Here is a 21,429-nt window from a genome sequence, read left to right on the forward strand (position 1 = left end):
GGGGCTCCCCCCCCCCCCCTCCCCAAACCCACAAAAAACCCCGCCCCCCCCCCCCCGGGGGGGGCTACTCCCCCCCCCCCCCGGCGCCCCCCCCCCCCCCCCGGCCCCCGGCCGGTTTTCCCGCGGGTTTTCCCTGCGGTGAATGCAAGGTCAGGTACGAAGGCAAGGGGGAATTCAGAAAATGCGACAGGGTACCCGCAAGGGACTTATGACAGTGGCCGCGGCGACCGGCGTCATCGCCGCGGCGGGCGGTTACGCCCACGCCGACTCGGGAGCCGTCGGCTCCGCCACCGACTCACCCGGCGTGCTCTCCGGCAACACGGTGCAGGCGCCGGTGCACGTGCCGGTGAACGTCTGCGGCAACACCGTGAACGTCGTCGGCGCCCTCAACCCGTCGATGGGCAACAAGTGCGCCAACCCCAGCGGCGGTGGCGGCGCTTCGACGGGCTACGGCGACCACGGCGGCCATGCCGGCCACGGCGGCGGCTCGCACGCCGGGGGCCACACCGCGGGCTCTCCCGGCGTCGGTTCGGGCAACACCGTGCAGGCGCCGATCGACGTGCCGGTCAACGTCTGCGGCAACAGCGTCAACATCATCGGCGTCGGCAACGCCGCGCTGGGCAACGAGTGCGCCAACGACGGGGGTTCCGGACACACGGGCCACCCCGGGCACCCCGGCCACCCCGGACATCCGGGTGGCGGTCACCCCACGCAGCCGCCCGGCCACGGCGGGCACGGGGGTCACGGCGGTCACGGTGGGCACGGGGGCCATGGCACTCCCCCTGGACACGGAGGGGGCGGGAACAACCCGCCCGGGCAGCCGGGACACCCCGGGACTCCGGGACATCCGGGAACCCCTGGACAGCACCACCCCGGCACGCCCCCGGCCCACTCCGGGGGTGGGACCGTCCCGACCGGTTCCCACGGCTCCAGTCACGTCGGACCGTTGGGCCGCGCCTCGGTGAGCCGGCCGGTCACCGGGCCGCAACTCGCGCACACGGGCAGTGACGTGCCGCTGGGTCTCGCGCTCCCGGCGGGCGCGGGCGCGCTGCTCGCGGGCGCGGTGCTCTACCGCAGGGCGCGCGCCGCGGCGTAGCGCACGGACGGTGACGCACCGGGGACGGTGCGTGGAACGGAGTGGGCCCCGTCGACGCGGGGCCCTTTCCGTCAGTCGGCCAGTCTCACCATGTGGCACGCACCTGGCGGATGATCCGCCGGCGCAACCGCACCCTGCGGCTGCCGTCGCGCATGAGGCTCAGTCGGTCCAACTCCCAGTGTCCGTACTCGGCATGGTCCGTCAGCAGACGTGTGGCCTCCTTGCGGGACACCCCGCGAGGTACGTACACGTCGACAAATTCGTATTCCGGCATCGCATCTATTGTGCGGGCTGGTGCCCGGTACGGATAGCGTCTGCACTATGTCTGATGCTGCGCAGCCCACCGCTGCCGAGGTACGCGCCGCCGCCGAGGCGGTCAAGACCGCGCTCGACCGCCATCTGGCCGCGGTCGAACGCAGGTCGGGGGAGGACGACCCGGCTGTCTACGAGGCGTTCAACGAGCTGGCCGCGGCCGCCGAGGTCTACGACGAGCTCCTGTACGACTGCTACGACGAGGTCACACCCTTCGAGATCCCCGGTGCGGACGAGTCGCTGCCGCCGTACGCCGGCCCCGAGGAGCCGAACGCCATCAGCGTGCTGATCCGTCGCGACTACGCCGTGGCGGAACCACAGCGGTTGCTGGCACAGGCCCAGCGGGTCGAGGCGGCGGAGTACGACGACGGCCCCGGCGTGGACCGGGACGCGGCGGCCACGATCCACGGGGCGCTGGGCGTCCTGTTCGGCGAGTTCGAGCCGGACGAGATCGCCTCCCGGCACAAGGAGTTCGGCCTGGAGGAGGGCGACTCCACGCTCTGGGTGACCGCGGCGGACGAGCCGGCCGAACCCGGCGAGTGGCTGGAGGTGCCCTTCGAGGGCGTCGACCCGCAGCGGGTGGTGTGCCGATTCGACGTCAGCGCGGTCTTCGACGACGAGGACGACGAGGACGACGAGGACGGCGACGACGGCGACGACGCGGCGGAGACCGACGAACTGGACGTCATCGACCTGGACGAGGACGAGGATCTGGAGCCGCTGGACGCCGAGCGCTGATCCGCCGGGCGGCGGTGCCCTCCGGCGGTCGAGGCCGGACGGGCACCGCCGCCCGGCGCCGTCGCGGCCGATCGCCCTCACCGTCGCCGTCGCCGTCGCCGTCGCTGTGAGAGTCGGCACGGCGGCGGAACCGGTCAGTCCGCCGCGGGAACCTGTGTCGTCAGCAACAGCGGAAGGCGGGTCGTCCGCGGCTTCGGCAGGGTCTCGGCCACCGCCTTCGGCAGCGCCTGCTCCACACCGTGGACCACCGACAGATGGCGCTCCGCCCGGCTGAACGCCGTGTACACCCAGGGGCGGCTGAGGGACTGGACCGCGTCCCCCGGCAGCACCACGACCGCCGCCGCCCAGCGGCTGCCCACCGCCTGGTGGGCGGTCAGGGCCCAGCCGTGGCGCACGGACTGCTCCACCCGCTCCTTCGGTACGACCACGGGCGCGCCCGCGCACGACAGGTGCAGCCCGTCGGCGTCGGCCGTCACCACCTCACCCGGCACCGTGCGGCCCGGCGCGGGGGAGTAGGCGATCCGGTCACCGGGGTCGAAGCCGCCGAAGCGGCCGGGGCCCGGATTGAGCCGTTCCTTGAGGGCGGTGTTGAGGGCGCGGGTGCCGGCCGCCCCGCCGTGGCCCGGGGTGATGACCACGGTCTGCCCGGCGGGGACGCCGATCGCGCGCGGCACGGAGTCGGCGACCAGCTGCACCGCACGGTGCACCGCCTCACCGGCGTCCCGCACCGGCACGATCACGACCTCCTTGCCGGGCGCCTCGACCTGGGTGAGTTCGCCCACACCGATCCCGGAGACCAACTCGCCGAGCGGGCCGGGGTCGGGCGTGCGGGAGGCGATCTGCGGGCAGACGCGGGCCGCCAGCAGGTCGGCGAAGACCCGCCCTGCGCCCGCGGACCACAGCGCCGCCGGATCCCCGCTCAGCACCAGCCGGGCGCCGTCGGGCAGCGCCTCCACGAGCATCGCCGCACCCTCCACGTCCAACTGGGGCGCGTCCAGCACGATCAGCAGGTCCAGGGCCAGGGCGCCGTCCGCGTCCCGGCCGGGCCCCGCGACGCCGGTCAGCAGGTCGGCGACGGTGCCGACGGCTCCCGCGCCTCCCGCGAGGCGCCGGCTGCCGTCCGGGGTGTGGGTGGTCGCGAAGGCGCGCAGCCCGGCCGCGCGGGCGGCGGCGAGCAGGGCCGCGGGTTCGGCGCGGGCCGCCTCGCCGCCCGTGTGCAGCACCAGGCCGTGCCCGGCGACCGCCCGCGCCAGCTCCGCCGCGCCGCCGGAGGCCGCCGCCGCGACCGCCTCCCAGGGTTCCGGGGCCTCCTTGGCCAGGGAGTTGACCAGCCGGGCCAGCCCGTCGGCGAGGCTCTCCTCGGCCAGCGCGTACCGCTCCAGGGCGACCAGGATCCGGACCGGCCGCTCCTCCTCGTCGTCCTCGGGCTCCGGGGCGGCCGGATCCAGCGGGTCCCGGAAGACCAGCGCCTCGCCCTCCGCGAGCGCGCCCTGCACGGCCGCCTCCGGGTCGGGCACCGCGCCCCGGGTCAGCGCGGCGGTGAGCGCCGGCATCTCCAGCGCGGTGTGCCCGGCCACGGCCGCCTGCTCCAACAGCCAGCCGGTCACCGCGCGGCCGCGCCGCTCGTCGTCCGGACCGCACTCCGCGCCGAGCAGCGCCCGCGCGAACCTGTCCGCCTGGTCCGGCCGCACCCCGGTGACCCGGAGCAACTGCCAGGGATCCTCCCGGAGCAGCGACTCGGCACCCTCGCCGAGAGCGGCGGCGACCTGCGGCGCGAGCGACTCCGGCGCACCGCCGTCGGTCAGGACCCGTCGTACCGCCCCGATCGTCTCCACGGCGGGCACGGCGGCGGCCGGCGCGGGCTGGGGCCGCCGGACCGGTTCCGGCACGGGGGCCGCCGCGCGCGGGGACGGCTCCGGGGCGGCGAACACGGTGGTCGCCGGCTTTCCGCCGCCCTCCACGGCCCGGATCGCGGCGAGCAGGTCGGCCGCCTTGCCGCTGAGCTTCGCCCCGCTGTCGATCGGCGCCGACTTCTCGGCCTTCCGCCGCTCGATCCGCTCCCGCTCGACCCGCTGAGCGGCCAGCTCGGCCGCGGCCTCGGACGGTTCGGTCGCGCCTTCGCCATTCGCCTCTGGCTGTTCGGCCGTGCCCTCGCCGCTCGCCTCGGACGGTTCGGTCGGGCCTTCGCCGTTCGCTTCTGGCTGTTCGGTCGTGCCTTCGCCGTTCGCTTCTGGCTGTTCGGTCGTGCCTTCGCCGTTCGCTTCTGGCTGTTCGGTCGTGCCTTCGCCGTTCGCTTCTGGCTGTTCGGTCGTGCCTTCGCCGCTCGCCTCTGGCTGTTCGGTCGTGTCCTCGCCGCTCACCTCGGACTGCTCGGTCGTGTCCTCGCCGCTCCCCGGTCCACCCGCGTCGTCCCCGGAGCGGGCCCGGCCGACCGCCGCGTCATCCTCCGCCGCCTCGGAGACGGACTCGGCACCCTCGTCGCCGCCCGCTCCGTCCGTTTCGGCCCTGCCGCTGCCGCTGCCGCTGCCGCTGCCGCCGCCGTCCGCCGCGACCCCGTCGCTGCCGTCGCCGTTCGCTCTGTCGGTGAGGTGGCCGGTCTCCGTCGTCCCCCCGGCCGTCGTGTCCTCGTCGGCCTCGGGATGGGCGCCCAGCCCCGGCTCCGTGCTCACAGCGTGCTCCAGTCGTGATCGGGATAGCGGTGCACGGGCGCCGACACGTCGTCGAGCGCCCGGCAGATCTCGTCAGGAAGCGTAAGTGCCTCCACTGACAACGCCCCCGCGAGCTGCTGCGCGTTGCGCGCGCCGACGATCGGCGCGGCCACGCCCGGCCGGTCCCGCACCCACGCGAGCGCCACCTGGAGCGGGGTGACCGCGAGCCCGTCCGCCGCCGTCTGCACCGCGTCCACGATCCGGGTCGCGGTGTCGTCGAGGTAGGGCTCGACGAACAGCGCCAGATGCTCGGAGGCGCCCCGCGAGTCCGGGGGAGTGGAGTGGCGGTACTTCGCGGTCAGCACGCCCCGGCCCAGCGGGGAGGACGGCAGCAGGCCGATGCCGAGGTCGAGGGCGGCGGGCAGCACCTCGCGCTCCACGCCCCGCTGCAGCAGCGAGTACTCCAGCTGGGTGCTGGCCAGCCGGGTGCGGTTGCCCGGCGCCGCGAGCTGCCAGGTCGCCGCCTTCGCCAGCTGCCAGCCGCAGAAGTTGGAGACCCCGGCGTACCGGGCACGGCCGCTGCTCACCGCCAGGTCGAGGGCTTGGAGGGTCTCCTCCAGCGGGGTGTCCGGGTCGTAGGCGTGCACGTGCCAGACGTCGACGTGGTCGGTGCCCAGGCGGGCCAGGGAGGCGTCCAGGGCGGCGAGCAGGTGGCCGCGCGAGCCGTTGAAACGCCGGTCGGGGTCGGGGACGCTGCCCGCCTTCGTCGAGATGACGAGGTCCCGGCGGGGCACCAGCCCTTCCATGAGCTGCCCGAGCAGGTACTCGGCCTCACCGTCGCCGTACACGTCCGCGGTGTCGACGAGGGTTCCGCCGGCCTCCCAGAACGCCTTCAGCATGTCCGCGGCGTCGTGCTCGTCGACGTCCCGGCCCCAGGTGAGGGTGCCGAGTCCGATTCTGGACACACGCAGGCCGGTACGGCCGAGATGCCTCTGCTCCATGCCCGCGAGATTACTGGCCAGAGCTGGTGCGTTGGGTTGCCTGTGGATAACCGATTTCACAGGGCAGCGGTGGCCTGTGAGATGCGGTAGTCGCCCTCCCCAGGGGGCGCGGGGCCTTGCCGATTTCCCGGCTCCGGCGCGTGGGTGCGAGCAGCCCCCACGACCCGCGGCCGCGTCACGACCGATCTCCCCCAGACGAAACGACCGCGCTAAGGTCTCCGCAACAGCGACGTTACTGATCGGTAAGGGGAACGGCCATGCAGCTCGGGATCAACCTCGGCTACTGGGGCGCCGGGATGGACGGGGACAATCTGGCCGTGGCGCAGGAGGCCGAGCGGCTCGGGTACGCCGTGTGCTGGGCCGCCGAGGCCTACGGCTCCGACGCCGCCACCGTGCTCAGCTGGGTCGCCGCCCAGACCGAGCGCATCGACGTCGGCTCGGCCATCTTCCAGATCCCGGCCCGGCAGCCCGCCATGACCGCGATGACCGCCGCCACCCTCGACTCCCTCTCCGGCGGCCGCTTCCGGCTCGGCCTCGGCGTCTCCGGACCGCAGGTCTCCGAGGGCTGGTACGGCGTCAAGTTCGACAAGCCGCTCTCCCGCACCCGCGAGTACGTGGAGATCGTGCGGAAGGCGATGACCCGGGAACGGCTGTCGTTCGAGGGCGAGCACTGGACGCTGCCGCTGCCGGGCGGCCCCGGTAAGCCCATCAGGCTGACCGTGCACCCGGAGCGCGAGCACATCCCGGTCTACATCGCCGCGATCGGCCCGAAAAACCTGGAGCAGACCGGCGAGATCGCCGACGGCGCGCTGCTGATCTTCCCCTCCGCCGAGCACCTGGAGGAGACGGCCGTGAAGTACCTGCGCGCGGGCCGGGAGAAGGCCGGCCTGACCCTGGACGGCTTCGACATCTGCCCGACGCTGCCGCTCGCCGTCGGCGACGACAAGGACGTGGCCACGCTCGCCGACACCTTCCGGCCCTACACCGCGCTGTACGTCGGCGGCATGGGCAGCCGCAAGCAGAACTTCTACAACCAGCTCGCCCAGCGCATGGGCTACGGGCGGGAGGCCGCCGAGATCCAGGACAAGTACCTGTCCGGGGACAAGAACGGGGCGGCGGCCGCCGTACCGCAGGAGCTGATCGACCAGACCACGCTGCTCGGCTCCGTGGACCGGATCGCCGACCGGATGAAGGCCTACGCGGCCGCCGGGGTCACCACGCTCTCCCTCGCGCCCGCCGGCTTCGCGCTGGACGAGCGGCTCGCCTCGCTGCGGGCCGGCGCCGAGGCCCTGGAGCGCGCCGGGCTCGCGTGAACACCTGAGAGGTGAGAGAAGTCCACGGCCGTGGTGGGGGCTCGGGGGTCTTCCCCGCCACGGCCGTCACGCAGAACAACGCGCCCGCGCCCGCACGGTTACGCCCTCGGCGTGACCCCGCCGCCCCTCCTTTCGGCCCAGTTCGCCCGCACACCTGTTGCAGCCCCTCCGACGTGGCATTTGACTCGTTCTTTGCGGGTCTGGTGAGTCCTCCGGAGAGGTGCCCACGATGCTTTCGGCCAGGAGTCTGTTCCAGGAGATCCTCGACAACGACGAGTCCTTCCGGCTCTTCTGCTCCATCGCGGCCAGCGGGGAGTCGCAGGGCGGCTGGGAGAACGCGCGGATCGCCGCGCTGGTACCGCGGAGCGAGCGCGCCCTCGCCCCCAAGATCGCCCGCCACGGGGCCGACGAGGACAAGCACGGGCGCATCTTCCACGCCCTGCTGAAGAAGCGCGGGCTGGCGCCCGTCCCGGTGCCGGCCGACACCGACTACACGATGATCCTGGAACGGCACGGCATCGGGCTCGCCCACGACCGGCTCCGCGCCGACCAGCCGCTCACCGTGCCGGACATCGTCGCCTACCTCGCCCACAGCCGGGTCACCGAGCAGCGCGCCGCCGAGCAGATGGAGCTGCTGCGCCGGTACTTCGCCGACCACCCGGACGTGGGCCGCGCGGTGCGCATGATCGCCGGTGACGAGGACAACCACCTCGCCTACTGCCACGAGGAACTGCTGCGGTTCGCCGCCGCCGGGCACGGCCGCACCATCCAGCGCACGCTCCGCGCGTGCGCCCTGGCCGAGATCCGCGTCTACCGGGACGTCAGCCTCGCCGTCATGGCCCACATGGGCCGCGTCCTCGGCTGGCCGAGGGCCAGGTCCGCGCTCCTGGCGGCCGGCATCCACGCCGTCTACGCCTACGAACGCGCCGTCGGCTGGCGCCGCATGGTCTCCCTGCGGATGCCGGAGCGCCGCAACGCCCTGGGCGGCCCGGCGGCCCCCACCCCCGAGTTCGCCTGAGTCCCGGCGCCGTCGGTGAACCGGCTCACATCCATCCGCGGCGCTTGAACAGCCGGTACAGCACCGTCTCCAGGAAGGCCATGATCAGGATCACGGCCGGGTACGACCAGATCCAGTGCAGCTCGGGCATGTGGTCGAAGTTCATGCCGTAGATCCCCGCGATCATCGTGGGGACCGCGGCCATGGCCGCCCACGCGGAGATCTTCCGCATGTCGTCGTTCTGCCGCACGCTCATCTGCGCGAGATGGGCGCCGAGGACGTCCGACACCAGCCGGTCCAGGCCCTCCACGCTCTCGTTCACCCGCAGCAGGTGGTCGTTGACGTCCCGGAAGAACGGCCGGGCCTCCGTGTGCACGAAGGGCACGGTCGCACCGCTGCCGTACGGGCCCACCCCCGCCAGCTTGGTCATGGGCAGCGCCAGCGGCACCGTCGCCCGGCGGAACTCCAGGATCTGCCGCTTGAAGGTGTAGATCCGCGACGCGGTGTGCCGGGAGCCGCCGCCGCTCGGCGAGAACACCTCGGCCTCCAGCTCCTCCAGGTCGTTCTGCAGTTCGGTGGCGACCAGCAGGTAGTTGTCGACGACCGCGTCGGAGATCGAGTGCAGCACCCCCGTCGGCCCCTGCTTCAGCATCTCGTGCTGCTCCTCCAGGTGCCGCCGGATGTCGCCGAGCGGCGAGGGCGTCCCGTGACGCACGGTCACCACGAAGGAGTCCCCGATGAAGATCATCAGCTCGCCGGAGGTCACCGTGTCGCTCTTCGGCTCGTACGTCACCGGTTTCAGGACGACGAACAGCGAGTCGTCGTACACCTCGAGCTTGGGCCGCTGGTGCGCGGTCAGCGCGTCCTCGACGGCCAGCGGATGCAGCCCGAACTCGTCGGTGACCAGGTCGAACTCGCGTTCCGTCGGCTCGTAGAGGCCGATCCACAGGAAGCTGTCGCCGCGCGCGCGTGCCTCCGCGAGGGCGTCGGAGAAGTCCTGCGGCGTCTCCGTCCGCTCCCCGTCCCGGTAGATGGCGCAATCGACGATCACGGAGAGTATTCTCCAGTCGCCCGCGCGCCGGTGCACTTCGGGGTGCGCCTACCCTGGGCCGCATGCCCACGCTGATCCTCGTAAGGCACGGACGGTCCACCGCCAACACCTCGGGTGTGCTCGCCGGCTGGACGCCGGGCGTCGCCCTCGACGAGCGGGGGGCCGCCCAGGCCGCCGCGCTGCCCGGCCGGCTCGCCGGGCTGCCGATCTCCGAACTCGTCACCAGCCCGCTGCAACGCTGCCAGGAGACGGTCCGCCCGCTGCTCGACGCCCGCCCCGGGCTCACCGCCCACACCGACGAACGGATCGGGGAGGCCCACTACGGCGACTGGTCCGGCCGCAAGCTCGCCGAACTCAATGACGAGCCGCTGATGGAGGTCGTCCAGGCCCATCCGTCGGCGGCCGCGTTCCCCGGCGGCGAGTCCATGCGCGCCATGCAGACCCGCGCCGCCGAGGCGGTCCGCGAGTGGAACGCGCGCGTGGAGCGCGACCACGGCCCGGACGCCGTCTTTCTCATGTGCTCGCACGGTGACATCATCAAGTCCCTCGTCGCGGACGCGCTCGGTCTGCATCTCGACCTCTTCCAGCGGATCTCCGTCGAACCGTGTTCCATCACCGCGATCCGTTACACCCGCCTCAGGCCGTTTCTCGTTCGTCTCGGGGACACCGGGGACTTCGCCTCCCTCGCCCCCCGCGAGGAACCCCCCGGGGAAGACGCCCCGGTCGGTGGCGGCGCCGGCGCGCCGTGATCGTCAGCCGCAGTAGGGTGAAGCGATCCACGTAAGCGGCCCAGCGACCGTGGCGTCGCCCGCCCGAACCCCCGCACTCTCGACTCATGGAGACAGGACGTGTCCCGTCAGGTGTTCCTCTACGATCCGCCGGACCGTTTCGTCGCGGGCACGGTCGGAATGCCCGGACGCCGTACGTTCTTCCTCCAGGCCACGGCCGGCCCCCGGACGACCAGCGTGGCCCTGGAGAAGACCCAGGTCGCCGCGCTCGCCGAACGCATGGACGAACTCCTCGACGAGGTCGTGCGCCGCAGCGGCGGCAACGCGGCCGTGCCCGCCGTCGCGCCCGCCGAGATCAGCGACAGCGCCCCCCTCGACACCCCCGTCGAGGAGGAGTTCCGCGTCGGCACCATGGCGCTCGCCTGGGACGGCGAGGAAGAACGCATGATCGTCGAGGCGCAGGCCCTCGTGGAGCTGGAGGCCGACTCCGAGGAGGACCTCGCCGAGGCCGAGGAGCGGCTCCTGCAGGACGAGGAGAACGGGCCCCCGATGCTGCGGGTCCGGCTGACCGGCGCGCAGGCCAGGGCCTTCGCCAAGCGCGCCCTGGACGTCGTCAACGCCGGGCGGCCGCCGTGCCCGCTGTGCAGCCTCCCGCTCGACCCGGAAGGACACGTATGTCCGCGCCAGAACGGATACCGCCGCGGAGCGTGACCGCCGCCGAGCTGCTCGCCCACGGTGAGCTGAAGGTACGCGGCCGCATCCGCGACGCCTCCAACGCGGCGCTGTTCTGCACGGTCGCGCACGACGGCCGGGAGGCGTCCTGCGTCTACAAGCCGGTAGCGGGGGAGCGCCCGCTGTGGGACTTCCCCGACGGCACCCTCGCCCAGCGCGAGGTGGCCGCCTACGAGGTCGCCGCGGCCACCGGATGGGACCTGGTCCCGCCCACCGTGCTGCGCGACGGGCCGTACGGCGAGGGCATGGTCCAGCTGTGGATCGACGTCGACCCCGGGGGCGCCGAACTGCTCGCCCTGGTGGACGCGGAGGAGCCGGAACCCGGCTGGAAGGCGATCGGGCTCGCCGACGTCGGCGACGACAGGACGGCGCTGCTGGTGCACGCGGACGACGAACGGCTGCGCCGGCTCGCCGTCCTCGACGCGGTCATCAACAACGCCGACCGCAAGGGCGGCCATCTGCTGCCCACCGCCGACGGCCGGCTCTACGGCATCGACCACGGCGTCACCTTCAACGTCGACAACAAACTGCGCACCCTGCTGTGGGGGTGGGCGGGGGAGGACCTGACGGGCGAGGCGGTCGAGGTCCTCATGGGCCTGCGCGAGGCTCTCGGCGGGCGGCTGGGAACCCGCCTGGCCGAGCTGATCACCACCGCGGAACTGGACGCCACCCGCGCGCGGGTGGAGACGTTGCTCACCACCGGAAGACATCCGGAACCCAGCGGGGAGTGGCCGGCCATCCCCTGGCCGCCCGTATAGCCCTCACCAGCACATTCCGGCCCCGAGATCAAGAGTGCCTTCCCGGCCGTCCGGTTCGTATACCGAACTCAGGTCCGGTTACGCTCATGTACATGCATGCCTGGCCCGCTTCCGAGGTCCCCGCCCTGCCTGGTCAGGGCCGCGACCTGAGGATCCACGACACCGCGACCGGCGGTCTGGTCACCCTCGACCCCGGTCCCGTCGCCCGCATCTACGTCTGCGGCATCACGCCGTACGACGCGACCCACATGGGGCACGCGGCGACCTACAACGCGTTCGACCTGGTTCAGCGCGTGTGGCTCGACACCAAGCGGCAGGTGCACTACGTCCAGAACGTCACGGACGTCGACGACCCGCTCCTGGAGCGCGCCGAGCGCGACGGCGTCGACTGGGTCGCCCTCGCCGAGCAGGAGACGGCCCTCTTCCGCGAGGACATGACCGCCCTCAGGATGCTGCCGCCGCAGCACTACATAGGCGCGGTCGAGGCCATACCGGGCATCGTGCCGCTGGTCGAGCGGCTCCGCGACCTCGGCGCCGCCTACGAACTGGAAGGCGACGTCTACTTCTCCGTCGAGTCCGACCCGAACTTCGGCAAGGTCTCGAACCTCGACGCGGCCGCCATGCGGCTGCTCTCCGCCGAGCGCGGCGGCGACCCCGACCGTCCCGGCAAGAAGAACCCGCTCGACCCGATGCTGTGGATGGCCGCCCGCGAGGGCGAACCGAGCTGGGACGGCGGCTCCCTGGGCCGTGGCCGCCCCGGCTGGCACATCGAGTGCGTGGCCATCGCCCTCGACCACCTCGGCATGACCTTCGACGTCCAGGGCGGCGGCTCCGACCTCGCCTTCCCGCACCACGAGATGGGCGCCTCGCACGCCCAGGTGCTCACCGGCGAGTTTCCGATGGCCAAGGCCTACGTCCACGCCGGCATGGTCGCCCTCGACGGCGAGAAGATGTCCAAGTCCAAGGGCAACCTGGTCTTCGTCTCCCGGCTCCGCCGGGACGGCGTCGACCCCGCCGCCATCCGCCTCGCCCTGCTCGCCCACCACTACCGCTCCGACTGGGAGTGGACCGACCAGGTGCTGGCCGACGCGGTGGCCCGCCTGGACCGCTGGCGCGCGGCGGTCTCCCGCCCGGACGGACCGCCCGCCGAGTCCCTCGTGGAGGAGATCCGCGAGGCCCTCGGCAACGACCTGGACGCCCCGGCCGCCCTGGCCGCGGTGGACCGCTGGGCGGCCCTCCAGCAGGAGCAGGGCGGCACGGACACCGGCGCACCGGGCGTGGTGTCCCGCGCGGTGGACGCCCTGCTGGGCGTGGCCCTCTAAGGAGACGTGGAGTCCCGCGCCCCGAGAGGGGCGCCGGGACTGCCCGCGTCGCTCGGCCGGCGGCGGAATCGCGCGCTCAGCCCCCACCGGCACGAGGCCGCCATCCGACGGCCGCCATCCGACGGCTGACACCCGAAGGCTGACACCCGACGAACAGGGGCGGTACGCACTACGCGTACCGCCCCTGTCTCAGTCCTCGGAGGTGTCCTCGCCGTCCGTCCCGGAGTCCCCGCCGGTGTCCCCGTCCTCCCCGGTTTTCCCCGCATTCCCGGTGCTCCCGGGCGTGTCGGGCTTCGGCGGACGCGGCGGCCGGGCCCGGCCGGCCGGGTTGCCGGGGTTGTCCCGCAGATACGACGCGCTGTCGCTGCCGTCCGCGGTGGCGTGCCCGCCGGGCGGGTTCACGTCCCGGCGCCGCAGGTAGCGCTCGAACTCCCGGGCGATCGCCTCGCCGGAGGCCTCCGGCAGCTCCGCGGTGTCCCGGGCCTCCTCCAGCGTCTGCACGTACTCGGCGACCTCGCTGTCCTCCGCGGCCAGCTGGTCCACCCCGACCTGCCAGGCGCGGGCGTCCTCGGGCAGCTCGCCCAGCGGGATCCGCAGGTCGAGCAGGTCCTCCAGGCGGTTGAGCAGGGCCAGCGTGGCCTTCGGGTTGGGCGGCTGGGAGACGTAGTGCGGGACGGCCGCCCAGAGCGAGACCGCCGGCACACCGGCATGCGTGCACGCCTCCTGGAGGACGCCGACGATGCCCGTCGGGCCCTCGTACTTGGTCTCCTCCAGGTCCATCCGCTGCGCCAGGTCCGCGTCCGAGGTGACCCCGCTGACCGGCACCGGACGCGTGTGCGGGGTGTCGCCGAGCAGCGCGCCGAGGACGACCACCAGCTCGACGCCCAGCTCGTGGGCGAAGCCGAGCAGTTCGTTGCAGAACGAGCGCCAGCGCATGGACGGCTCGATGCCTCTGACCAGCACCAGGTCCCGCGGCTTGTCGCCGCCGACCCGGACCACCGACAGCCGTGTCGTCGGCCAGGTGATCTTGCGCACGCCCGCGTCCATCCACACCGTGGGACGGTTCACCTGGAAGTCGTAGTAGTCCTCGGCGTCGAGCGCCGCGAACACCTCGCCCTTCCACTCCCGCTCCAGGTGCGCGACCGCGGTGGAGGCGGCGTCGCCGGCATCGTTCCAGCCTTCGAACGCGGCCACCATGACTGGGTCGATCAGCTCGGGAACCCCCTCCAGCTCGATCACCCAGTGCCTCCTTCCGACGTGCCCTCGCGTACGCCCCAACCTTACGGCGTGAGGCGGGGGCGCCCGCAGCCCCCTTGCACGGGGGAGTGAACGGATCACTGCCCCGTTCGCCGCCCTCGAACACCACCGGTTCCAGGAAGCCGGCAAGCGCTTCACAGGCTGCTGCGCAGCCACTGCTCCACGCTCGCGATGTGCACGGTCGCCCAGGACCGGGCCGCCTCCGCGTCCCGGTCGCGCAGCGCCGCCAGGATCGCCCGGTGCTCCCGCAGGGTCCGGGCGACCGCGTCCTCCTGGGTCAGACCGCGCCAGATCCGCGCCCTGGTGGTCGGGCCCGACAGCCCGTCAAGGAGCGAGCACAGCACCGAGTTCCCCGAGCTCTGCACGATGCCCCGGTGGAACTCCAGGTCGCAGGCGACCAGTTCCTCCACCGAGGGTTCGGCGCCGAGCGCATCCAACTGGGCGTCCAGCGCGTCCAGTTGCTGCTCGCTGATCCGGGTGGCGGACATCGCGGTCGCGGCCGGCTCCAGGATCCGGCGCACCGCGAGGAACTCCAGGACGGTGTCGTCGCGGTGGAAGTCGACGACGAAGCTCATCGCCTCCAGCAGCAACTGCGGGTCCAGGCTGGTGACATACGTGCCGTCGCCCTGCCGGACGTCCAGGATCCGGATCAGCGACAGGGCCCGCACCGCCTCCCGCAACGAGTTGCGGGACAGGCCCAGTTCGGCGGCGAGCTCGCTCTCCTTCGGCAACCGTTCTCCGGGGCGCAGCGCACCGGAGACGATCATGTCCTTGATCTTCTCGATCGCCTCATCGGTGACTGCCATACCGGCCTCCCTGTCGCTCAGACATCCGATGTCTCGGCTCACATTATGCGGCCTGGTCAGGCTTCCGCGGCCAGCCTTCCGCACGCCCCTTCACGGCGCGCGGACCCGCCTAGCGGGGCCTGTCGCCACTCTCCCTGACCGGCCCGGCCGGCGCCTCGCGGGGCCGGGGCGGAATGCCGGCCGGGGTGCCGTCGTGTGCCAGGTGCGACTGCAGCCGCAGGTGCCGGAACTCGAAGTAGGCCCCGGACCGGCGCAGGACACCACGCCGGTGGGCGTCCTCCAGGAACGCCATCAGCCGCCAGGGCAGCCTGCCCGTCGCCCCGAGCCAGACCCGGGCGACGGCGAACCGGCCCCAGGCACCCAGGGCCACCGCCGTGGCGCCCATCGGGAGCCACAACTGGGTGCCGACGTGCACCAGTCCGCCCCAGTCGCCGGGCAGCAGCACCACCGGCACACAGACACAGGCGACGAGCAGGGCGACGACACCGCCGCGGGTGAAGGACGCCGTGCGGTCCGTGTGCAGGGAGGACCCCGGGCCGGTCGCGCGCATGGTGTCGGACGGCACGCTCAGCGCGCGGTAGACCCCGCACACGCACCCGCCCACCAGCCCGACCAGCACCCCGGCGGCCACGAACGGCGGCAGGACCCGGGCCGCGAACGCCGCCGCCGGGCCCTGGGCCAGCCAGCCACGGGCCTGCGGCGGCAGCACCGACCGCAGGTCGGCCGCGTACGCGACCGTCGTCCGCCCGCCGGCCGACGGGCCGGCGAGGCGCAGGCGCACGGTCACCACCCCGCCCCGCGACTCGAACGCCGTCTCCGGCGAGCGGAAGACGACGCACCGGCGCTCCGGCACCAGCGGGATCGTGCAGTCGGGCGGTTCCGCGCCCCACGGGTAGGCGATCGGACGGGCCCCGGAACCGGGGACCAGCAGGGTTCCCCGCAGCGGCCGTGCCGTGGCCGCCGTCCTGACCCCGTCCCGCTCGCCGAACCGCCAGCCGTCGAGCTGCCGTCCGGCGAGGTCGGGCACGGCACCGGACTTGAGGAGGGTCACGCCCGTGGCCGCGAGCCCGGCGACCGTGCAGGCGGTGACGCCGGTCAGCAGCGTGACGGCGGTGCCACGGGCCATGCCCGCCGCGAACCGCCCCACGACCCGCCCGGGCCGGGCCGGCAGCGCGCCTTCCCGTCCGGCCCGGTGCCCGGCGCTCACCAGCAGGGCGGTGCCCGCTCCCGCCGCCGTGAGGCCCACCAGCAGCGTCCAGGGATCACCGGTCCGCCCCAGCAGCACGGTCCCCGCCGTACCCGCCCCGCCGAGCAGCAGGACCGCCCCGCACAGCCGTGCCGTCGCGCGTTCCCCGGCACCGCTCCACGGCAGCCCCAGCGGCACCGGCCGCCGGGACAGTCCCGCGGTGCCGAAGAACAGGGTGAACAGGAGGGAGAACAGCCCCCCGCCGAGCAGATCGGGCAGCCAGCCGTCGGTCACCGACCCGAAGCGGAAACCGAACCGCAGGTCGTCGGCGTACGCGAAGCCAGCCCACAGCGCCCCGGTCACCCCGACGGCGGTCAGCCCCTGCCGGACGAGGAACCGCCGGTCCGGCTCGCCCGCCGGCCCGCCGCCCGGCCGGCCGGTGCCGTCGGGCAGCAGCCGGGCGACCCCGAAGGCGAAGCCCAGGGTCTGTCCCACCAGCGCGGCGACGAGCGACAGGACGTCCTCCACACCCGTCAGCCGGTGCACGGCACGGGTGACCGTGACGGGCAGCAGCAGCGCCGAGAGCACGGCCATGGACAGCAGCCCCGGCCCGAACACCCGCAGCGCCCGCGGCAGCAGCGACTCCAGCTCCCACCACGCGAGCCGTCCGGTGTCCCGCCGGTGCAGCTCCCGCGCCAGCAGGGTGAGCCGCCGCACCGCGTCCGCGGCGGCCCGCGGATCGGCGTCCGCGAAGGCGGCCGGGACGAAGGCCCCGAGCAGGTGCTCCTCGACCGCGCCCACCGAGGCGAAGCGCTCCCGGTCGAGGAGTTCCGAGGGGTTCCGGGAGGTGTCGCCGTACACCGCGCGGGCCAGCGTCACCATCAGGGGTGTGGCGAGCGCCAGGGCGGGAGCGGAGCCCGGGTGCCGGGCGAGTTCCCGCAGCACCGGCGTCCACACGGTGCCGGGTGCCCCGTCCGCGGTGCGCAGCGGCCGTGCCGTCCGCTCCAGGTGGGCCGAGGCCTGGGCCAGGTCCAGGGGCAGGAGTTCGATCACCTCGGCGGCGGTGAGCACGTCGCCGTCGGCCACCGCGACCGACCAGGCCGCACGGCGGCTGGTGAGCAGCAGGGGCAGGTCGTCGTCCAGTTCGGCGTTGATCCGGCGTACGGCGTCCCCGTAGGCGGGCCGGGCCAGTTCGTCGAAGCCGTCGAGGACCGGCAGCACCAGACCGGTGTCCAGCAGGGAGCGGGCGAGGGTGCGGGACCCGTCGAGCACGGCGCCCAGCGGGCGGTAGTCGGCGGCCAGCCGGTCCGCGAGCCAGTCGCGCAGCCCGGTCCGCCGGGGGTCCCAGCCGGCCAGCGGGAAGAGCACCGGCACCGGTCCCCCCGGGCGCCGCGCGGCGAGCCGGGCGAGGACGAACCGCATCGCCAGCACGGACTTGCCCGAGCCCGGCCCGCCCAGGACCACCAGTCGGCGGCCGGGGAGGCCGGCGAACCACGCGGCCAGGTCCTCGACCCGCCACGCCCGTGGCGCGGGGAGCCGGTCGCCGCGCCCCACGTTCTCCGGGTGGTCGGCGAGCCGCCGGTCCGCGGGCGCCCAGCCCACCTCGATCGGCTCCGGGTCCTGCAGCCGCCGCAGCCGGGCCTCCGCCGCCCACTGCTCGCGTACGGCCTCGGCCAGTGCGTCGGCGGCCCGGCGCCGGTCCTCCTCGGCCGACCGCGGAGCCGGGTCCGCGTCGCCGCGCAGCACGTCGGCCACGAGCGCGGCGACCGACACCAGGGTGCCGATCGCCGAGACCAGGACGCCCTCGGTGGCGGCGTCGTCCCACGAGAACCGCAGCACGGCCGTGAGGGCGGCGAGCGCGGCCGCGCACGCCGACAACCCCAGGCGCCGCCGCACCCGGGCGCTCTGCCATCCGCCGTGCATACGCCGCTCCCGGATCGTGCCGTGCCGGCACCGCCTGCCGTCGTGCCGTCGTGCTGTAACGCCCGTTCTAGTCGCAGGACCTTCGGCAAACCCGCTGTTCGAAACACGTGTGAGGGAGCGTGCGGGTGTGTTCGGGGGGCGGTTGGTGGTGAGAGGCGCCGTGCGGGCAGGTACCGGAGGCACGAGGCGACGGCATACCGCCGTGCGGCGGGCATGCGAGAGGGGCGGCTCCCCAGGGGATGGGAGCCGCCCCTCCTGTCGCCCGCCCCCGGTACGGCGGGGCCGGGTCTTCAGCGGTTGCCGGGACGGTCAGGGGAGGACCCGGCAGCCGCCTGTTCCTGGGGTCACCTCTTGTCGAGCAGGCCCTGGACCTTGGCCCGGACGTCGTCCGTGGCCAGGCCGCGGATGGTCAGGGTGGTACGGCGGCGCAGCACGTCGTCCGCGGTCTCGGCCCACTCGTGGTCGCGGGCCCAGACGACCTGCGCCCAGATCTCCGGGGCGTCCGGGTGGACGCGCTCGGCCAGCAGCGGGTCCTCGTTGGCCAGGCGCGCGATGTCGAAGGCCAGCGAACCGTAGTGGGTGGCCAGGTGCTTCGCCGTGTCGGCGGCCATCCGCGGGCCCGGGGCCGGGTTGTCCACCAGCAGTCGGTGGGCGACGGCACGGGGGTTGGCGACGCCGGGCAGCGGCAGCTTCTTGGGCAGCGAGGCGATGGGCTCGAAGTCGTCGCCCAGCGGGTGGCCCGGCAGCGCCTCCAGCTTCTCCATCACGGTGCGGCCGATGTGCCGGAAGGTGGTCCACTTGCCGCCCGCGACGGACAGCATGCCGCCCCGGCCCTCGGTGACCACGGTCTCCCGCTTGGCCTTGGCGGTGTCGCCGGGGCCGCCCGGCAGCACCCGCAGGCCGGCGAAGGCGTAGGTGATCAGGTCGCGCTCGAGCTGCTGGTCCCGGACGGAGAACGCGGCCTCGTCCAGGATCTGGGCTATGTCCTTGTCGGTGACGGAGACGTCCGCCGGGTCGCCCTCGTACTCCTCGTCGGTGGTGCCGAGCAGCAGCATGTCCTCCCAGGGGAGGGCGAAGGTGATCCGGTACTTGTCGATGGGGGTGGCCAGCGCGGCCTTCCACGGCGCGGTCCGCTTCAGGACCAGGTGGGCGCCCTTGGAGAGACGGATGGAGGGGGCCGCGTTCGGGTCCTCCATCCGGCGCAGGTGGTCGACCCAGGGGCCGGTCGCGTTCAGCACCAGGCGGGCGTTGACGCCGAACTCCTCGCCGGAGACCGCGTCCTTCAGGTCGGCACCGGTCACCCGGCCCCGGGTGAAGCGCAGCCCGGTGACCTGGGCGTGGTTCAGGACGACCGCGCCCGCCTCGACGGCCGCGCGGACCGTCATCAGCGCCATGCGCGCGTCGTTCATCTGGTCGTCGCCGTACACCGCGACGGCCTTGAGGTTCTCGGTACGCAGCTCCGGCACGTCCCGCTGGGCCCGCGCGGGGGAGAGCAGGTGGCCGACGCCGTCACCGAACGCGGAGAGCGCGGAGTAGGCGAACACGCCCGCCCCGAGCTTCGCCGCGCCGTGCGGACCGCCCTTGTACACGGGGAGGTAGAAGGTGAGCGGGTTCGCCAGGTGGGGGGCCACCTGGCGGGAGACCGCACGGCGCTCGAAGTGGTTCTCCGCCACCAGCTTCACCGCGCCGGTCTGCAGGTAGCGCAGACCGCCGTGGAGCAGCTTGGAGGAGGCGGAGGAGGTGGCGCCGGCGAAGTCGCCGGCGTCGACCAGTGCCACCCTGAGCCCGGACTGCGCGGCGTGCCAGGCGGTGGAGATGCCCAGGATGCCGCCGCCGATCACGAGAAGGTCGTACGACGCCTTGGAGAGCTGCTCCCTGGTCTCGGCGCGGCTCGGAAGCGAGCCGGAGGCCGGGTGCGTCCCCAGGGCAGGTACGGACTGCAGGGTGGACTGACTGGTCATGTCGGGTTCTTACTCCTCGTCAGAGCTCGATCGTGAGAGCGGTGCACGCTCTCGTCAGCTCTCGTCGTCGATCCAGCCCATGGTCCGGTCGACGGCCTTGAGCCAGTTCTTGTACTCACGGTCGCGGGTCTCCGCGTCCATGCGGGGGGTCCACTCGGCGGCCCGGCGCCAGTTGGCGCGCAGTTCGTCGGTGCTGGACCAGAAGCCGACGGCGAGGCCGGCGGCGTAGGCGGCGCCGAGGCAGGTGGTCTCGGCGACCATCGGGCGCACCACGGGTGCGTCCAGGACGTCGGCGAGGGTCTGCATCAGCAGGTTGTTGGCGGTCATGCCACCGTCGACCTTGAGGGCCACCAGCTCGTCGCCGGAGTCCTTCACCATGGCGTCCGCGATCTCGCGGGTCTGCCAGGCGGTGGCCTCCAGGACGGCGCGGGCCAGGTGCGCCTTGGTGACGTACCGGGTCAGGCCGGCGATGACACCGCGGGCGTCGGAGCGCCAGTGCGGGGCGAACAGGCCGGAGAAGGCCGGCACGAAGTAGGCGCCGCCGTTGTCCTCGACCGAGAGCGCGAGCGTCTCGATCTCGGCCGCGGTCGAGATCAGGCCCATCTGGTCGCGCATCCACTGCACCAGCGAGCCGGTGACGGCGATCGAGCCCTCCAGCGCGTACTGGGTCGGCTGGTCGCCGATCTTGTAGCCGACCGTGGTCAGCAGGCCCGCGTAGGAGTTGATGATCTTGTCACCGGTGTTCATCACCATGAAGGTGCCGGTGCCGTAGGTGGACTTGACCTCGCCCTCGGAGAAGCAGCACTGGCCGAACAGGGCCGCCTGCTGGTCGCCGAGCGCGGAGGCGACCGGGATGCCGCCGAGCAGGTCGCCGAGCTTGCCGCCGGTGACCTCGCCGTAGACCTCCGCGGAGGAGCGGATCTCGGGCAGGATCTGCAGGGGCACCCCGATGGACTCGGCGATCTTGTCGTCCCACTGCATGGTGTGCAGGTTCATGAGCAGGGTGCGGGAGGCGTTGGTCACGTCGGTGACGTGCTTGCCGCCGTTGACACCGCCGGTCAGGTTCCAGATGACCCAGGTGTCCATGGTGCCGAAGAGGATGTCGCCCGCCTCGGCGCGCTCCTTGAGGCCGTCGACGTGGTCGAGCAGCCAGCGGGCCTTGGGGCCGGCGAAGTAGGAGGCCAGCGGAAGGCCGGTCTCGCGGCGGAAGCGGTCCTGGCCGACGTTGCGACCGAGCTCCCGGCAGAGGGCGTCGGTGCGGGTGTCCTGCCAGACGATGGCGTTGTGGACGGGCTCACCGGTGTTCTTGTCCCACAGCACGGTGGTCTCGCGCTGGTTGGTGATGCCGATGGCCTTGATGTCGTCGCGGGTGATGCCGGCCTTCTGGATGGCCCCGGCGACGACCTCCTGGACGTTGGTCCAGATCTCGTTGGCGTTGTGCTCGACCCAGCCCGGCTTCGGGAAGATCTGCTCGTGCTCCTTCTGGTCGACCGAGACGATACGGCCGTCCTTGTCGAAGACGATGCAGCGGCTGGAGGTCGTGCCCTGGTCGATCGCGGCGATGAAGGGACCCGCGGTGTGGGCGTCGGTCACTGTGTGC

Annotated in this window: 17 protein-coding genes; 8 read left to right on the top strand and 9 right to left on the bottom strand. The window is 73.3% G+C overall.

Annotated elements, in window-relative coordinates; genetic code table 11:
- Nucleotides 1-181: 181 nt before the first annotated feature.
- The gene (locus AB0472_RS03265; protein ID WP_366352946.1) at nucleotides 182-1,096 is read left to right on the top strand and encodes a chaplin; all 915 of its coding nucleotides are present in this window, start codon (nucleotides 182-184) and stop codon (nucleotides 1,094-1,096) included.
- Between the two features lie 85 nt (nucleotides 1,097-1,181).
- Here the strand turns inward: AB0472_RS03265 and AB0472_RS03270 are convergent, their stop codons facing one another.
- A complete protein-coding gene (locus AB0472_RS03270) occupies nucleotides 1,182-1,370 on the bottom strand; it encodes a DUF5703 family protein (protein ID WP_046732800.1) in 189 nt (62 codons plus the stop codon).
- 47 nt (nucleotides 1,371-1,417) lie between these two features.
- Here AB0472_RS03270 and AB0472_RS03275 point away from each other — a divergent pair, with 47 nt between their 5' ends.
- Nucleotides 1,418-2,146, top strand: a complete 729-nt coding sequence (locus tag AB0472_RS03275) for a hypothetical protein (protein ID WP_366352948.1) — start codon at nucleotides 1,418-1,420, stop codon at nucleotides 2,144-2,146.
- 134 nt (nucleotides 2,147-2,280) lie between these two features.
- On the opposite strand, the gene AB0472_RS03280 is transcribed toward AB0472_RS03275, so the two are convergent.
- Entirely contained in the window at nucleotides 2,281-4,815 is a 2,535-nt protein-coding gene (locus AB0472_RS03280) for a helix-hairpin-helix domain-containing protein (protein ID WP_366352950.1), read from the bottom strand.
- On the bottom strand, nucleotides 4,812-5,795 hold the full coding sequence (locus AB0472_RS03285) for an aldo/keto reductase (RefSeq protein WP_366352952.1): 984 nt from the start codon (nucleotides 5,793-5,795) through the stop codon (nucleotides 4,812-4,814). Before AB0472_RS03285 ends, AB0472_RS03280 begins: the two co-directional genes overlap by 4 nt.
- A 257-nt stretch (nucleotides 5,796-6,052) precedes the next feature.
- Between AB0472_RS03285 and AB0472_RS03290 the strand changes: the two genes are divergently transcribed.
- Both AB0472_RS03290 and AB0472_RS03295 read left to right on the top strand, forming a co-directional pair.
- Nucleotides 6,053-7,108, top strand: coding sequence for an LLM class F420-dependent oxidoreductase (locus tag AB0472_RS03290; protein WP_366352954.1), 1,056 nt, complete (start codon nucleotides 6,053-6,055; stop codon nucleotides 7,106-7,108).
- A gap of 229 nt (nucleotides 7,109-7,337) precedes the next feature.
- Nucleotides 7,338-8,126, top strand: a complete 789-nt coding sequence (locus tag AB0472_RS03295) for a ferritin-like domain-containing protein (RefSeq protein WP_366352956.1) — start codon at nucleotides 7,338-7,340, stop codon at nucleotides 8,124-8,126.
- A 25-nt stretch (nucleotides 8,127-8,151) separates the two neighbouring features.
- Here the strand turns inward: AB0472_RS03295 and corA are convergent, their stop codons facing one another.
- On the bottom strand, nucleotides 8,152-9,156 hold the full coding sequence (gene corA / locus AB0472_RS03300; protein WP_366352958.1) for a magnesium/cobalt transporter CorA: 1,005 nt from the start codon (nucleotides 9,154-9,156) through the stop codon (nucleotides 8,152-8,154).
- A gap of 62 nt (nucleotides 9,157-9,218) precedes the next feature.
- Between corA and AB0472_RS03305 the strand changes: the two genes are divergently transcribed.
- The 4 genes from AB0472_RS03305 (at nucleotide 9,219) to mshC (ending at nucleotide 12,696) form a co-directional block, all read left to right on the top strand.
- Complete coding sequence (locus AB0472_RS03305) at nucleotides 9,219-9,905, top strand: histidine phosphatase family protein (protein WP_366352960.1); 687 nt, start codon at nucleotides 9,219-9,221, stop codon at nucleotides 9,903-9,905.
- Nucleotides 9,906-10,004: 99 nt separating this feature from the next.
- Nucleotides 10,005-10,595, top strand: a complete 591-nt coding sequence (locus tag AB0472_RS03310) for a DUF3090 domain-containing protein (protein WP_366352962.1) — start codon at nucleotides 10,005-10,007, stop codon at nucleotides 10,593-10,595.
- Nucleotides 10,559-11,374 (top strand): SCO1664 family protein, encoded by an 816-nt coding sequence (locus AB0472_RS03315; RefSeq protein ID WP_366352964.1) that lies wholly within the window; start codon nucleotides 10,559-10,561, stop codon nucleotides 11,372-11,374. Before AB0472_RS03310 ends, AB0472_RS03315 begins: the two co-directional genes overlap by 37 nt.
- Nucleotides 11,375-11,466: 92 nt before the next feature.
- Nucleotides 11,467-12,696, top strand: a complete 1,230-nt coding sequence (gene mshC / locus AB0472_RS03320; RefSeq protein ID WP_366352966.1) for a cysteine--1-D-myo-inosityl 2-amino-2-deoxy-alpha-D-glucopyranoside ligase — start codon at nucleotides 11,467-11,469, stop codon at nucleotides 12,694-12,696.
- Between the two features lie 189 nt (nucleotides 12,697-12,885).
- Here mshC and AB0472_RS03325 read toward each other — a convergent pair whose 3' ends face one another.
- From AB0472_RS03325 to glpK, 5 genes are all read right to left on the bottom strand, one after another.
- Nucleotides 12,886-13,935 (bottom strand): PAC2 family protein, encoded by a 1,050-nt coding sequence (locus AB0472_RS03325; protein ID WP_366352968.1) that lies wholly within the window; start codon nucleotides 13,933-13,935, stop codon nucleotides 12,886-12,888.
- A 152-nt stretch (nucleotides 13,936-14,087) separates the two neighbouring features.
- Complete coding sequence (locus AB0472_RS03330; protein ID WP_366352970.1) at nucleotides 14,088-14,759, bottom strand: FadR/GntR family transcriptional regulator; 672 nt, start codon at nucleotides 14,757-14,759, stop codon at nucleotides 14,088-14,090.
- A 109-nt stretch (nucleotides 14,760-14,868) separates the two neighbouring features.
- Nucleotides 14,869-17,868: a hypothetical protein gene (locus AB0472_RS03335; protein WP_366352972.1), complete on the bottom strand. Its 3,000-nt coding sequence runs from the start codon at nucleotides 17,866-17,868 to the stop codon at nucleotides 14,869-14,871.
- A 344-nt stretch (nucleotides 17,869-18,212) separates the two neighbouring features.
- Nucleotides 18,213-19,829 (bottom strand): glycerol-3-phosphate dehydrogenase/oxidase, encoded by a 1,617-nt coding sequence (locus AB0472_RS03340; protein ID WP_366352974.1) that lies wholly within the window; start codon nucleotides 19,827-19,829, stop codon nucleotides 18,213-18,215.
- Between the two features lie 54 nt (nucleotides 19,830-19,883).
- Complete coding sequence (glpK, locus tag AB0472_RS03345; protein WP_093505058.1) at nucleotides 19,884-21,422, bottom strand: glycerol kinase GlpK; 1,539 nt, start codon at nucleotides 21,420-21,422, stop codon at nucleotides 19,884-19,886.
- Between the last annotated feature and the right edge of the window lie 7 nt (nucleotides 21,423-21,429).

It is taken from the genome of Streptomyces sp. NPDC086777 (assembly GCF_040702065.1).
GTDB lineage: Bacteria > Actinomycetota > Actinomycetes > Streptomycetales > Streptomycetaceae > Streptomyces.

Excerpts from the sequence above, each read along its gene's own strand:
- AB0472_RS03285 (WP_366352952.1), bottom strand. The coding sequence starts at position 5,795 with ATGGAGCAGAGGCATCTCGGCCGTACCGGCCTGCGTGTGTCCAGAATC.
- AB0472_RS03295 (WP_366352956.1), top strand. The coding sequence starts at position 7,338 with ATGCTTTCGGCCAGGAGTCTGTTCCAGGAGATCCTCGACAACGACGAG.
- AB0472_RS03335 (WP_366352972.1), bottom strand. The coding sequence starts at position 17,868 with ATGCACGGCGGATGGCAGAGCGCCCGGGTGCGGCGGCGCCTGGGGTTG.
- AB0472_RS03275 (WP_366352948.1), top strand. The coding sequence starts at position 1,418 with ATGTCTGATGCTGCGCAGCCCACCGCTGCCGAGGTACGCGCCGCCGCC.
- mshC (WP_366352966.1), top strand. The coding sequence starts at position 11,467 with ATGCATGCCTGGCCCGCTTCCGAGGTCCCCGCCCTGCCTGGTCAGGGC.
- AB0472_RS03265 (WP_366352946.1), top strand. The coding sequence starts at position 182 with ATGCGACAGGGTACCCGCAAGGGACTTATGACAGTGGCCGCGGCGACC.
- AB0472_RS03340 (WP_366352974.1), bottom strand. The coding sequence starts at position 19,829 with ATGACCAGTCAGTCCACCCTGCAGTCCGTACCTGCCCTGGGGACGCAC.
- AB0472_RS03315 (WP_366352964.1), top strand. The coding sequence starts at position 10,559 with ATGTCCGCGCCAGAACGGATACCGCCGCGGAGCGTGACCGCCGCCGAG.
- AB0472_RS03330 (WP_366352970.1), bottom strand. The coding sequence starts at position 14,759 with ATGGCAGTCACCGATGAGGCGATCGAGAAGATCAAGGACATGATCGTC.
- AB0472_RS03305 (WP_366352960.1), top strand. The coding sequence starts at position 9,219 with ATGCCCACGCTGATCCTCGTAAGGCACGGACGGTCCACCGCCAACACC.
- AB0472_RS03270 (WP_046732800.1), bottom strand. The coding sequence starts at position 1,370 with ATGCCGGAATACGAATTTGTCGACGTGTACGTACCTCGCGGGGTGTCC.
- AB0472_RS03290 (WP_366352954.1), top strand. The coding sequence starts at position 6,053 with ATGCAGCTCGGGATCAACCTCGGCTACTGGGGCGCCGGGATGGACGGG.